Raw genomic sequence first — 13,616 nt, forward strand, 5'->3', positions numbered from 1 at the left:
AATATCTGCGCCGGCAACACGAGGCTGGCTAGCATGGTCAAATAATCGTTTTTCATAATGCGAAGTAAGCAATACTTCACGAGTATAAAAAATAATCCCCACTAAATTTCTACTGACCCCATATCTCAAGTATTTTGACGAATTTTGCATAAAGGTTGTACATACGATGGTTTGAACTTAATGTTTTAATCACCACTAAGTTACTAAAAATCAGCGACATGTACAACTTTTTACTCATATTTATCAACTTAAATTAATTCCGCCAACGGGTTTACTAATGACAAAAAAGAAATTGCCCGTTCGTTTTACGGGTCAGCACTTTACTATTGATAAAGTGCTAATAAAAGATGCAATAAGACAAGCAAATATAAGTAATCAGGATACGGTTTTAGATATTGGGGCAGGCAAGGGGTTTCTTACTGTTCATTTATTAAAAATCGCCAACAATGTTGTTGCTATTGAAAACGACACAGCTTTGGTTGAACATTTACGAAAATTATTTTCTGATGCCCGAAATGTTCAAGTTGTCGGTTGTGATTTTAGGAATTTTGCAGTTCCGAAATTTCCTTTCAAAGTGGTGTCAAATATTCCTTATGGCATTACTTCCGATATTTTCAAAATCCTGATGTTTGAGAGTCTTGGAAATTTTCTGGGAGGTTCCATTGTCCTTCAGTTAGAACCTACACAAAAGTTATTTTCGAGGAAGCTTTACAATCCATATACCGTTTTCTATCATACTTTTTTTGATTTGAAACTTGTCTATGAGGTAGGTCCTGAAAGTTTCTTTCCACCGCCAACTGTCAAATCAGCCCTGTTAAACATTAAAAGAAAACAGTTATTTTTTGATTTTAAGTTTAAAGCCAAATACTTAGCATTTATTTCCTGTCTGTTAGAGAAACCTGATTTATCTGTAAAAACAGCTTTAAAGTCGATTTTCAGGAAAAGTCAGGTCAGGTCAATTTCGGAAAAATTCGGTTTAAACCTTAATGCTCAAATTGTTTGTTTGTCTCCAAGTCAATGGGTAAACTGTTTTTTGGAAATGCTGGAAGTTGTCCCTGAAAAATTTCATCCTTCGTAGTTCAAAGTCGGGTGGTTGTCAAGATGATTTTTCTGGTTTGGTGTCGTCTTTTAAGCTGCCGCATAACAAATTAATAATACCAAATAAAAATACGTATAGATTAAAAAAGTTCTTTGTGCTTTTGTCAGGGAACTTTTTTTTCGTAAATTTGCGTTCAATTATGCGGCAGTAATAATATACATATTAATACGAGTTAAGAATCCTGTAGTTTTCCACATGCTACGAGGAGGTATTAAAAGGTGCGTTTCGGCAATGCATCTATTGTAGTATATTATTGCTTAATCAAATGAACATTATAAATTTAGGAATTCTTGCTCACATTGATGCAGGAAAAACTTCCGTAACCGAAAATCTGCTATTTGCCTGCGGAGCAACGGAAAAGCGCGGCAGTGTTGATAAAGGTGACACCATAACAGACTCTATGGATATAGAAAAACGTAGAGGAATTACTATTCGGGCTTCTACGACATCTATTGTTTGGAATGGTGTGAAATGCAATATCATTGACACTCCGGGACACATGGATTTTATTGCAGAGGTGGAGCGGACATTCAAAATGCTTGATGGAGCAGTCCTCATATTATCGGCAAAGGAAGGCATACAAGCACAAACAAAGTTGCTGTTCAAGACTTTGCAAAAACTGCAAATCCCGACAATTATATTTATCAATAAGATTGATCGTGCCGGCGTAAATCTTGAGCGTTTATATCTGGACATAAAAACAAATCTGTCGCAAGACGTCTTGTTTATGCAAACGGTTGTCGATGGAGTAGTTTACCCGATTTGCACCTCAACAGATATAAGGGCAGAACACAAAGAATTTGTATGCAACCATGACGACGATATATTAGAACTATATTTGGCGGATAAAGAAATCTTACCGGCAGATTATTGGAATGCGATAATCGCTCTTGTGGCAAAAGCCAAAGCCTATCCGGTCTTGCATGGATCAGCAATGTGCAATATTGGCATCAATGAGTTGTTAGACGCCATCATTTCTTTTATATTTCCTCCGGCATCAGTCCCAAATAGACTTTCAGCTTATCTTTATAAAATAGAACATGCCCCCAAAGGGCATAAAAGAAGTTTTCTAAAAATTATTGACGGAAGTCTGAGACTTCGAACCGTTATAAAAGTCAATGATTCGGAAAAATTCATCAAGATTAAAAATCTAAAAACCATTTATCAGGGCAAAGAGATAAATGTTGATGAAGTGGTTGCTAATGATATCGCAATTATAGAAGATATAGAAGAATTAAGAATCGGAGATTATTTAGGTGTTAAACCTTGTCTGATTCAAGGATTATCTCATCAGCATCCCGCCCTCAAATCTTCTGTCCGACCAGACAAGCCCGAAGAGAGAAGCAAGTTGATATCCGCTCTAAATGTATTGTTTATTGAAGACCCGTCTCTGTCCTTTTCCATAAATTCATATAGTGATGAATTGGAAATCTCGTTATATGGTTTAACCCAAAAAGAAATCATACAAACATTGCTGGAAGAACGATTCTCCGTAAAGACCCATTTTGATGAAATCAAGACTATCTACAAAGAACGACCTAAAAAGAAGGTGAATAAGATTATCCATATCGAAGTCCCTCCCAACCCTTACTGGGCCTCAATAGGACTGACTCTGGAACCTTTACCGATAGGGTCAGGGGTGCAAATCGAAAGTGAAATCTCCTTTGGTTATCTGAACCATTCTTTTCAAAATGCCGTTTTTGAAGGAATCCGTATGTCTTGCCAATCGGGATTGCATGGATGGGAAGTGACGGATTTGAAAGTAACCTTTACTTATGCCCTTTATTATAGTCCGATAAGTACCCCTGCCGATTTTAGACAATTGTCTCCTTATGTCTTCAGGTTGGCTTTGCAACAATCAGGAGTGGATATTCTCGAACCGATGCTCTATTTTGAGTTACAGATACCACAAGTAGCAAGTTCCAAAGCTATTACAGATCTGCAAAAAATGATGTCTGAGATTAAAGGTATCAGTTGTAATAAAGAGTGGTGTCTTATTGAAGGGAAAGTTCCATTAAATACAAGTAAAGACTATGCTTCAGAAGTAAGTTCATACACTAAAGGCTTAGGCACTTTTATGGTTAAGCCGTGTGGGTATCAAATAACAAAAGGCGGTTATTCTGATAATACCCGTATGGAAGAAAAGGATAAACTTTTATTCATGTTTGAAAAATCAGTATCATCAAAATAATGGAACGATCCAGGAATTTCTATAAGACAATACGGTTGGGGTATATACTTATCTCCGTTCTTATCGGATGTATAGCATATAATAGCTTCTATGAATGGCAGGAGATAGAAGCATTAGAACTTGACAATAAAAAAATAGACGAGTTCCGAAAAGAGATAAACAATATCAATATTCAAATGATAAAATTTTCTCTATTTGGTGAAACAATACTGGAATGGAACGATAAAGATATCGAACATTACCATGCACAGCGTATGGCAATGGATAGTATGCTCTGCCGTTTCAAAGCTACCTATCCGGCAGAGCGTATAGACAGCGTACGCCATCTTCTCGAAGATAAGGAACGGCAGATGTGCCAAATCGTTCAAATACTTGAACAACAACAAGCCATCAACGATAAGATAACCAGTCAAGTACCTGTAATCGTGCAGAAGAGTGTACAGGAACAGCCCAAGAAGTCCAAGCGCAAAGGTTTCTTGGGCATCTTCGGCAAAAAGGAAGAAGCGAAACCAACTGTGACTACCACGATGCACCGTTCCTTTAACCGGAATATGAGAACCGAACAACAGGCACAAAGCCGCCGCTTATCGGTTCATGCCGATAGCCTTGCCGCACGAAATGCGGAACTTAACAGGCAACTGCAAGGACTGGTTGTTCAAATAGACGGGAAAGTACAAACTGACCTACAAAAGCGGGAAGCCGAGATAACAGCCATGCGGGAACGGTCGTTCATTCAGATTGGGGGCTTGACAGGGTTCGTTATACTGCTACTGGTCATATCATATATCATCATACACCGAAATGCCAACCGCATCAAGCGATATAAACAGGAAACCGCAGATTTAATCGAGCGACTGCAACAAATGGCAAAGCGAAACGAGGCACTGATAACCTCCCGCAAGAAAGCCGTACATACCATTACCCATGAATTACGCACACCGCTGACTGCAATAACGGGCTATGCCGGACTGATACAAAAAAACTTCAATGCGGATAAAACCGGGATGTATATCCGAAATATTCAGCAATCCTCCGACCGTATGCGTGAAATGCTTAATACTCTTCTGAGTTTCTTCCGGCTGGACGACGGCAAGGAACAGCCTAATTTCTCCACGTGTAGGATTTCATCAATAGCGCATACGCTCGAATCAGAGTTTATGCCAATTGCCATAAACAAGGGACTTGCTCTTACTGTGACGAATCACACGGATGCTGTTGTACTGACCGATAAGGAACGCATTCTACAAATTGGAAATAACCTGCTGTCAAACGCCATCAAGTTCACTGAGAACGGTGCCGTTTCTCTGACAATGGGGTATGATAACGGTATGCTGAAACTTATCGTCAAAGATACGGGTTCGGGTATGACCGAAGAGGAACAACGACAGGTATTCGGTGCGTTTGAGCGTCTGTCAAACGCTGCCGCAAAGGACGGCTTCGGATTAGGTCTTTCCATTGTTCAGCGCATTGTGACAATGCTCGGCGGCACAATCCAGCTGAAGAGCGAGAAAGGCAAGGGCAGCCGTTTCACGGTGGAGATACCCATGCAGTCAGCCGAGGAATTGCCGGAACGGATAAATAAAACACAGATTCATCATAACCGAACACTCCATGATATTGTTGCCATCGACAATGACAAGGTACTTCTCCTAATGCTGAAAGAAATGTATGCACAAGAAGGGATACATTGCGACACTTGCACCGATGTTGCGGAACTGATGGAAATGATACGCCGGAAAGAATACAGTCTGCTTCTGACCGATTTGAATATGCCGGATATAAACGGCTTCGAGCTGTTGGAACTGCTACGCACCTCCAATGTGGGCAATTCAAGGATCATTCCGATTATTGTAACAACCGCTTCGGGCAGTTGCAACAGAGAGGAACTTTTAGAACGTGGATTTTCCGATTGCCTTCTCAAGCCGTTTTCCATATCGGAGCTGATGGAAGTTTCCGACAAGTGCGCCATGAAAGGTAAACAAAATGAAAAGCCTGATTTCTCCTCCCTACTGTCTTACGGCAATGAATCCGTCATGTTGGATAAACTGATAGCGGAAACCGAAAAGGAAATGCAGTCGGTCAGGGATGCGGAACAACGGAAAGACTTTCAAGAACTGGACGCCCTGACACACCACCTACATAGTTCGTGGGAGATACTGCGTGCCGACCAACCATTAAGGGAACTTTATAAACAGCTTCATGGGAGTGCCGTTCCCGATTATGAAGCATTGAACAACGCCGTGACTGCCGTATTGGATAAGGGTTCGGAGATAATCCGGCTGGCAAAAGAAGAAAGGAGAAAATACGAAAATGGATAAAACAAAAATCATCGTGGTGGAGGACAACATCGTATATTGCGAGTTTGTCTGCAACCTGCTGGCACGGGAGAAATTCCGTACCGTGCAGGCTTTCCACCTCTCGACAGCGAAGAAACTTCTGCAACAAGCCACTGACAATGATATAGTAGTTTCTGATTTGCGTTTGCCTGACGGTGACGGCATCGACCTATTGCGCTGGATGCGCAAAGAAGGCATGACGCAGCCGTTCATCATCATGACCGACTATGCCGAAGTACATACGGCGGTTGAAAGCATGAAACTCGGTTCGCTGGACTACATACCCAAGCAACTCGTGGAGGACAAACTCGTGCCTTTGCTCCGCACCATACTGAAAGAGCGGAATATCGGGCGAAGCCGCATGCCCGTATTTGCCCGTGACGGTTCAGCCTTTCAGAAAATCATGCACCGGATAAGGCTGGTAGCTCCTACCGACATGAGCGTACTGATATTCGGGGAGAACGGTACTGGCAAAGAGCATATTGCCCATCTACTGCACGATAAAAGCAAGCGTTCAGGCAAGCCTTTCGTGGCGGTGGACTGCGGCTCACTCACCAAAGAGCTTGCACCATCGGCGTTCTTCGGACACGTCAAAGGAGCGTTCACTGGTGCTGAAAACACAAAGAAAGGCTATTTCCACGAGGCGGAAGGCGGCACATTGTTTTTAGACGAAGTGGGTAATCTCGCACCAGAAACTCAACAGATGTTACTCCGTGCCATACAGGAACGGCGGTTCCGTCCCGTTGGCGACAAGTCCGACCGCAGTTTCAACGTCCGCATCATCGCCGCCACCAACGAGAATCTGGAAAAGGCGGTCAATGAAAAGCGTTTCCGGCAGGATTTGTTATACCGCCTACATGACTTTGAAATAACCGTTCTGCCCTTACGTGACTGTCAGGAGGACATCATGCCGCTGGCGGAGTTCTTCCGTGAGATTGCCAATAAGGAATTGGAGTGCAAGGTTAGCGGTTTCAGTTCCGAAGCACGGAAAGCGTTGCTGACCCATTCATGGCCGGGCAACGTGCGCGAACTTCGACAGAAAATCATGGGTGCGGTGTTGCAGGCTCAGACGGGACTTGTCACAAAAGAGCATCTGGAACTTGGGATAACCGAAACAACCTCTGTTACCGGCTTCTCCCTACGCAACGACGAGGAAGATAAAGAGCGGATTCTGCGTGCTTTGAAGCAGGCTGACGGGAACCGGAAGGTCGCTGCCGAATTGCTTGGAATAGGCAGGACAACACTCTATAATAAACTGGAAGAATATGGATTGAAGTATAAATTTGAGCAACCATAGCCCGCAATTCGCTGAAAATGGCTATCTTTGCATGACATATCAGAAGGTAACGGCGATTGGCAGAGCCTTTTGCCGCCTATATATAACATAAGACCGCAAGGCGTCCTAATGGGAATCTGGAAAATTAACATTAACAGGAACTATTGCGTGATTGCTTATGCTATGCCTACGCATAGCGTGCATTCACCTATTCCTGTTAAGGGCATTCCAGAGCCTCCATTAGTGATAGCGTGGATTGCACGCTACTTTTTTGCCCTTGCCCAACGAAAGGAAACGCTAATGGGTAAAGTACAGATTCTTGCCGTCCTCACGATGGACGGTTGTCAAAGCTCCGAGTTATATTGCAAAGCGTATAAGGAACTGCGCCTTGAAGATTGCGGTATCAACGAGATAAGGGAAAACGCCCTTTATCATATCACACCCGACTATTCCATCTCTATGCTCGACGAATGGCGGAAATCCGCAACAGACATCTGCTATCTGGCGGAAGTCACTCCTGAAAAGGCGGACTACATCAATGGGCTGTTACGTATGCGTGTGGTGGATGAAATCATACTTTATACGCTTCCTTTCATTGCCGGAACGGGAAAGCGTTTCTTCCAGTCCGCCTTGCCACAGGAACAATGGACGCTGACCTCGCAGAAGGTGTACCGCAACGGAGTGGTCCGCCATATCTATAAAGCGTGCGTTTGATGTCCGGAAAATGGACGAATGTTCAGGAAATGAACACTTTAAGTCGAAAATAATTCCTGACAGACAAATAAATTGCAAAATTATCACACTGAAATCCAGCACCTTGCAGAGAGTGTGCCGGATTTTTTATTTTATGAACACGCTTTTTGCCAATCATATTCATGTGCGCATACCGAAAAACAGAGTGTAAAATTTCAAAATTGACAGGATATGAATTATTTCTTATTGGCGGAAACCGAGTTCTTCCGCCGTATAAACGAAGCCGGGGACTGCAATATGGAAACGGCATATACGGCTTTCGCCACGCAAGTAATCGAGCTATGCAGCGGCAATGTGGACACCAACCGCACCATCATCGCACTGGCTTACATCGAAATCGAGTTGCAGCACCATCCCATGCGCAATCTTCCCGAAGAAAAGAGGGAGGTTGCAGCCTATATCAGCAAGGCACTCTCTTTAGTGAGGAAGATGCAGAAGTTCCTTGCCGCTCCCCAAGTGCCACCACTAATCCCCATCCGTACATCCTCCGACAACACAACCGAAAATCCCGCCTCACCCCTGCAATGGACGGGCAACGCCATCGACCTCGTGGAACTTATCTACGGCATCAACGAGATGGGCTGCATCAACAACGGCAACATGCCGCTCAAACAGCTCGCCCCGCTCCTCTACAAGATTTTCGGTATCGAATCAAAGGACTGCTACCGTTTCTATATCGACATCAAACGCCGGAAAAACGAAAGCCGCACTTACTTCCTTGACAGGATGCAGGAGAAACTGAACGAGAGGATGCTCCGCGACGAGGAAATGGAACGTTTGAGAAAATAATCCTGTACCAATGATGAATCAGGGGGTGACGTTATGTCATTCTCTGATTTTTTGTAGGTTTTGTCCTGCTGTGTAGATACATTTCGTTATCTATTCGCCCGAAAACCAGCGAAAAGCACTATCTTTGTACCCACGTTACAGAATTGTATATGAGCATAGACAACCTCGACATAATAAAACGGTTGATAGCCGAAAAAGAATGCGGACGGGTGGAGTTCAAGGAAACCACCGGACAGTTGGAGCGCGGCATGGAAACGCTTTGCGCCTTCCTTAACGGCGAAGGCGGCACGGTATTGTTCGGTGTCACCGACAAGGGAAAAATCATCGGACAAGACGTGAGCGACAAAACCAAGCGGGATATAGCGGACGCGATCCGGCGTATCGAGCCGTTTGCCACAGTTGAAGTTTCTTATACTGAAATACCAGACACTGGCAAAAGTGTCATCGCACTGTCTGCGGAAGAACAAAGATATATGCGTCCGTTCTCTTACAAAGGACGGGCTTACCTGCGGGTGGAAAGCGCGACATCCATCATGCCGCAGGAGATATATAACCAATATCTGATACAGCGGGGCGGGAAATACGCTTGGGAGGCAATAGCAAATCCTGACCTTAAAATATCCGACCTTGACGAACATGCCGTCATTAGTGCTGTTCGCGGGGGAATCAGAAGCGGTCGTTTACCTGAAGCAACCATAAGGGAAGACTTGCCGACCATTCTCGAAAAATTCAGTCTGTTGCATGACGGGAAACTTAACAATGCTTCAGCAGTGCTGTTCGGTCATGATTTTTATTATTATCCCCAATGCCTGCTCCGTCTGGCGCGTTTCAAAGGCACGACGAAAGACGAGTTTATAGACAATCAACGTGTCACTGGGAATATCTACGCGCTGCTGGATGCTGCAATGGCGTTCTTTTTCAAACATCTGTCACTTTCCGGTAAGATAGAAGGGCTGTACCGTGAGGAAGAACTGGAAATCCCGTACAAGGCATTGAGAGAGTGCTGCACAAATGCGTTGTGCCACCGCCTGTACCACCGTCCCGGCAGTTCGGTGGGAATCGCCATCTATGACGACCGTGTGGAAATAGAGAACAGCGGGACATTTCCGCCGGATATAACAATGGAAAAACTGTTAAGCGGGCATAATTCAGAACCGCAAAATCTAATCATAGCAAACGTGCTGTATAAAAGCGAGGTCTTGGAAAGTTGGGGACGGGGCATCGGGCTTATGATAAGCGAGTGCCGGCGTGTCGGCATTCCGGACCCCGAATTTCACACGGACGGAAACAGCGTATGGGTCGTTTTCCGCTATACCCGGAAAGCAGTCGGGTCATACCCGACAGTCACCCCACAGTCGCCCGATAGTTACCCGACAGTTACCCCGCAAGTGGGAAAAGTTCTGTCTGCAATCGGGAATCAGACACTATCGACAAAAGATGTTATGGAAATGATAGGATTGAAGGACAAAAGCAATTTTCTGGAGCTTTATCTGTATCCTGCAATAAGGTTGGATTTAGTAGAACCGATTTATCCGGAAAAGCCGAAACACCCGCGACAGAAATACCGTCTTACGGAGAAAGGTCTGGATTTAATTAAAAATAAATAGTCATGAACTCGCAAACTGTAGAAATAACATCTGCTGGCATTAGGAAAATATTGAATAAATATACTCCAGAGCGAGCTATTGCCGAATATGTATGGAATGGATTTGATGCAAAAGCAACCGTTGTAAATATTGATTTTGAAATTGACAATGCAGAATTGGACACAATCAAAAATATTAGAATAACAGACAATGGTACAGGCATCTGCTATGAAGAATTACCTATAAAATTCAAAAAATTCTATGAGTCTCAAAAGAGAATAGCCAACGAGAATAATACTGAATTTACAAGAGGAAAAAACGGTTATGGTCGTTTTACTTTCTATAAATTTGCGAGATTTGCTAATTGGGAAACACGCTATAGTAAAGATGCACAAATAATGTCTTATGACATTAGAATTGATAGCGATACTTTAAAAGACTACACTACAACAGAGCCACTTGTATCTGATGACACAACAACAGGTACTTGTGTCGTTTTTAATGAGATTTCTTCTGATATTTCCAGTTTGTTTATAACGAAGACTCTTATCCCTTATCTAAAGGCTGAATTTGCGTGGTTTTTAGAATTGAAATCCGAATATCAAATATACATCAATGGGCAAGAATTAGATTATTCTTCTATAATAGCAGAACAAGAATCAATATCACCGATATTATCACATAACCAGAAAAATAACATCAACTTTCAATGCAAGTATATCCGATGGAATGTAAAGATGAATGATGAATATTCTCGATTTTACTTCTTGAATAATGACTTGGAGTTAAAATTTACCAAAACGACATTATTAAATAAAAAAGGAGATAATTTTTGGCATTCTGTAATTGTGATTGATGATTTCTTCAATGAAATCAATTGTGATAACGAATTAGACGATAATGCTATTCAACCTAAATTGTTTGATAATTCTGCTGATAGAAAATTATTTAAGGAACTAATTACGCAACTCAATGAGTTTCTCAAAAAGAAAAGACGCCCATTCCTAAAGGAGCAAGCAGAAGTTATGGTAACCAAATATAAGAATGAAGATGTTTTCCCTAAATTTGGTACTGAAGATTGGGATATAGTGCGTAGAGAAGGTTTGGAAAACTTCGTAAAGGAACTATACGAAGTAGAACCTGCTGTTTTCATGAAGTTGAACAAAGAACAAAAAAGAGTTTTCTTAGAACTTCTAAATTTGGTGATGGATAGCGGTGAGCGCGATAGTCTGTTTAAGATTTTAGATGCAGTTGTTGAATTAGACTCGAACGATAGGAAAGAATTTGCAAAAATATTAGAAATAACGAGGTTAAAACAAGTCGTTTCCACGATTAAGCTTATTTCAGACAGATTGCTGACACTGGAGAATCTAAAAAAGATTGTTTTTAATCATACTTTACAAGCCAATGAAGTTCGTGATTTGCAGTCGTTCATAGAAAAACACTATTGGATTTTTGGCGAAGAATATAGAATGGTATGTGCGGAAGAGGTCAAATTTGAAGAGGCTTTAAGAAAATACATTTATATTCTGCGTGGAGTTAGCGAGAAAAAATATATTGCTCACCCTAATAAATACAAAGAAATGGATTTATTTCTTACTGGTACTGATTTTAGGGATGGGAGACCTCATAATATAGTTGTGGAAATCAAAAATCCGACAACTATAAAACAATTAAAATCAGAACAGTTAAATCAATTAGAACAATATATGGATGTTATTCTAAAACAAGATTGTTTTAATGATGCTAATGAGTTCTGGACTTTCATTTTGATAGGACAAGACTATGATGATATTGTAGGTCGAAGGGTCATAAATAAGCTTACTGGTTTAGTCCAAAATGACAGTAATTATAGCCTCTATGTAAAAAAATGGAGTGAAATAACAAATGAGGTGGAACGTAGGCTGAAATATTTGCTTGATAAGCTCAAAATAGAAAGAGCCACTTTATCTAAATCCCAATCATTAAATGAGGTAATGAATGAAGTTTCAAATAACACGGCCGCAATGGTTAGTTGAACTTAATATAGTCATAATGCTCAATATAAAGAATTACAAATTACTCCTGTCACAGATAGCTGTAGCAGGAGTAATTCTCAAAACGGGAGTCTGATACATCTTGTTGTTATATATTATTTCTGTTGCAACAGATGTTTCAGATTCTCGTCACCAGCGATGCGCTCCAACTCGTCGGCGACAATCTGTTTCACCTCCTCCTTGATGCGCCTGTAATTCGCCTTCACCATTTCCTTCATGCAGTCGTTGCCGTTCGCGTCCGCGAAGTCGGTAATGACGGGTATCGGCTTGTAGGCTTTCTCCTCGCGCTTCATTTTCTCGGCATCCACGACAATCTCACAGTGGAAAATCTTCTGCTTGATACGCTCGTTGAAGTTGTCGGACACCGAACCGACGAACATCCCCTGCGTCAAGCCGGAAATTTTGCTCGGCGGGATAAGCGCGTCCATCTGCGTGTTGATGGAGGTGGAAACATCCTGCCGGTTGATGGAGATGGACTGCCGCTTTTGAAGCACCTTTCCGAACCGCTCCGAGAGCGTCTTGGCTGTTTCGCCCACCACCTGCCCGGAGAAGATATTGCCGACCGTGTTCATCACCACTTTCGCCTCGCGGTCCCCATAGTCACGCACCAACTGGCTGAAATCCTGAAAACCCAGACACACGGCAACCTTGTTGCTTCGCGCGGTGGCGATAAGGTTGTCCAGCCCCTTGAAGTATATCGTCGGCAGCTCGTCTATGATGACCGACGACTTCAGCATCCCTTTCTTGTTGATAAGTTTAACGATACGGGAATTATACAGACCGAGAGCCGCCCCGTATATGTTCTGTCGGTCGGGATTGTTGCCCACGCAGAGAATTTTCGGTTCTTCGGGATTGTTGATGTCCAGCGTGAACTCGCTGTCCGACATTACCCAATAGAGCTGCGGGGAAATCATGCGTGACAGCGGAATTTTCGCCGAAGCAATCTGCCCCATTAACTGCTCCGCAGCCCCTCCGAGCCACGCGTCCATGAATGGCGAGAGATAGTTCTCCAGTTCGGGATAAGAGGTCAGAATCGGGAAAATATCCTCGTAACGGCGGTTCAGGAACTCGATGGCATGGGGGAACGTGCAATACTTGCCGTTCTGAAAAATTTTAAGATACCAGATGATAGCCGCGAAAAGGATGATGGGCGATTCCACAAAGAAGTCGCCCTGCTTCTGCACCCAACTCTTGTTTAAATTGAGCATGATGGTGTACGCGCTCTCGTAAGCGTCCGTAATGTCCTCCATGAAATCTGGGTGAATGGGATTGCAACGGTGGCTGCGTCGCGGGTCGTCGAAGTTTATCACGTAGAACTTCGGCTTCACCTTGTATCCCTCCGGGTGGTTGAGCAGATGATTATAGGCTATCGTGGACAAGTCACTGAATTTGAAATCATAGACATACATCGAGAAGCCCTTCTCAATCTGCTGGTCGGGTAGGTCAGCTCCCTTTCGGGAGCTTTCCCCCCTAAGAACCGTACATGAGAGTTTCCCCTCATACGGCTCAAGCAATTCTAAATTTCTATATAGAAACCGGCTCATTATTTC

General features: G+C 42.9%; 9 protein-coding genes and 1 pseudogene. 8 read left to right on the forward strand and 2 right to left on the reverse strand.

The window, feature by feature from the left end; genetic code table 11:
- Window positions 1–112 precede the first annotated feature (112 nt).
- Window positions 113–238: pseudogene (locus tag H8S63_RS19090) on the reverse strand (IS982 family transposase); the annotation flags it as partial.
- Window positions 239–277: 39 nt separating this feature from the next.
- Between H8S63_RS19090 and erm(F) the strand changes: the two are divergent.
- The 8 genes from erm(F) (at window position 278) to H8S63_RS19130 (ending at window position 12,048) form a co-directional block, all read left to right on the forward strand.
- Window positions 278–1,078, forward strand: a complete 801-nt coding sequence (gene erm(F), locus H8S63_RS19095) for a 23S rRNA (adenine(2058)-N(6))-methyltransferase Erm(F) (protein WP_004295323.1) — start codon at window positions 278–280, stop codon at window positions 1,076–1,078.
- A 286-nt stretch (window positions 1,079–1,364) separates the two neighbouring features.
- Window positions 1,365–3,290 (forward strand): tetracycline resistance ribosomal protection protein, encoded by a 1,926-nt coding sequence (tet, locus tag H8S63_RS19100; RefSeq protein WP_008645586.1) that lies wholly within the window; start codon window positions 1,365–1,367, stop codon window positions 3,288–3,290.
- Entirely contained in the window at window positions 3,290–5,608 is a 2,319-nt protein-coding gene (locus H8S63_RS19105; protein ID WP_186927660.1) for an ATP-binding protein, read from the forward strand. Before tet ends, H8S63_RS19105 begins: the two co-directional genes overlap by 1 nt.
- The gene (locus H8S63_RS19110) at window positions 5,601–6,923 is read left to right on the forward strand and encodes a sigma-54 dependent transcriptional regulator (protein ID WP_008645588.1); all 1,323 of its coding nucleotides are present in this window, start codon (window positions 5,601–5,603) and stop codon (window positions 6,921–6,923) included. Before H8S63_RS19105 ends, H8S63_RS19110 begins: the two co-directional genes overlap by 8 nt.
- 279 nt (window positions 6,924–7,202) lie before the next feature.
- Window positions 7,203–7,616, forward strand: coding sequence for a dihydrofolate reductase family protein (locus H8S63_RS19115; protein ID WP_008655868.1), 414 nt, complete (start codon window positions 7,203–7,205; stop codon window positions 7,614–7,616).
- A 210-nt stretch (window positions 7,617–7,826) separates the two neighbouring features.
- Window positions 7,827–8,444 (forward strand): RteC domain-containing protein, encoded by a 618-nt coding sequence (locus H8S63_RS19120; protein WP_008645591.1) that lies wholly within the window; start codon window positions 7,827–7,829, stop codon window positions 8,442–8,444.
- Between the two features lie 149 nt (window positions 8,445–8,593).
- Window positions 8,594–10,051 (forward strand): ATP-binding protein, encoded by a 1,458-nt coding sequence (locus tag H8S63_RS19125; RefSeq protein ID WP_008645592.1) that lies wholly within the window; start codon window positions 8,594–8,596, stop codon window positions 10,049–10,051.
- 2 nt (window positions 10,052–10,053) lie between these two features.
- Complete coding sequence (locus H8S63_RS19130; protein WP_008645594.1) at window positions 10,054–12,048, forward strand: ATP-binding protein; 1,995 nt, start codon at window positions 10,054–10,056, stop codon at window positions 12,046–12,048.
- Between the two features lie 113 nt (window positions 12,049–12,161).
- On the opposite strand, the gene H8S63_RS19135 is transcribed toward H8S63_RS19130, so the two are convergent.
- Window positions 12,162–13,616: TraM recognition domain-containing protein (locus tag H8S63_RS19135; protein ID WP_255467686.1), on the reverse strand; the 1,455-nt coding region annotated here is incomplete at its 5' end.

It is taken from the genome of Bacteroides sp. NSJ-39, from assembly GCF_014287315.1.
GTDB lineage: Bacteria > Bacteroidota > Bacteroidia > Bacteroidales > Bacteroidaceae > Bacteroides > Bacteroides finegoldii.

What these genes read in the sequence shown, in the direction of transcription:
- tet (WP_008645586.1), top strand. Translation starts at nt 1,365, where the DNA reads ATGAACATTATAAATTTAGGAATTCTTGCTCACATTGATGCAGGAAAA.
- H8S63_RS19105 (WP_186927660.1), top strand. Translation starts at nt 3,290, where the DNA reads ATGGAACGATCCAGGAATTTCTATAAGACAATACGGTTGGGGTATATA.
- H8S63_RS19110 (WP_008645588.1), top strand. Translation starts at nt 5,601, where the DNA reads ATGGATAAAACAAAAATCATCGTGGTGGAGGACAACATCGTATATTGC.
- H8S63_RS19115 (WP_008655868.1), top strand. Translation starts at nt 7,203, where the DNA reads ATGGGTAAAGTACAGATTCTTGCCGTCCTCACGATGGACGGTTGTCAA.
- H8S63_RS19120 (WP_008645591.1), top strand. Translation starts at nt 7,827, where the DNA reads ATGAATTATTTCTTATTGGCGGAAACCGAGTTCTTCCGCCGTATAAAC.
- H8S63_RS19125 (WP_008645592.1), top strand. Translation starts at nt 8,594, where the DNA reads ATGAGCATAGACAACCTCGACATAATAAAACGGTTGATAGCCGAAAAA.
- H8S63_RS19130 (WP_008645594.1), top strand. Translation starts at nt 10,054, where the DNA reads ATGAACTCGCAAACTGTAGAAATAACATCTGCTGGCATTAGGAAAATA.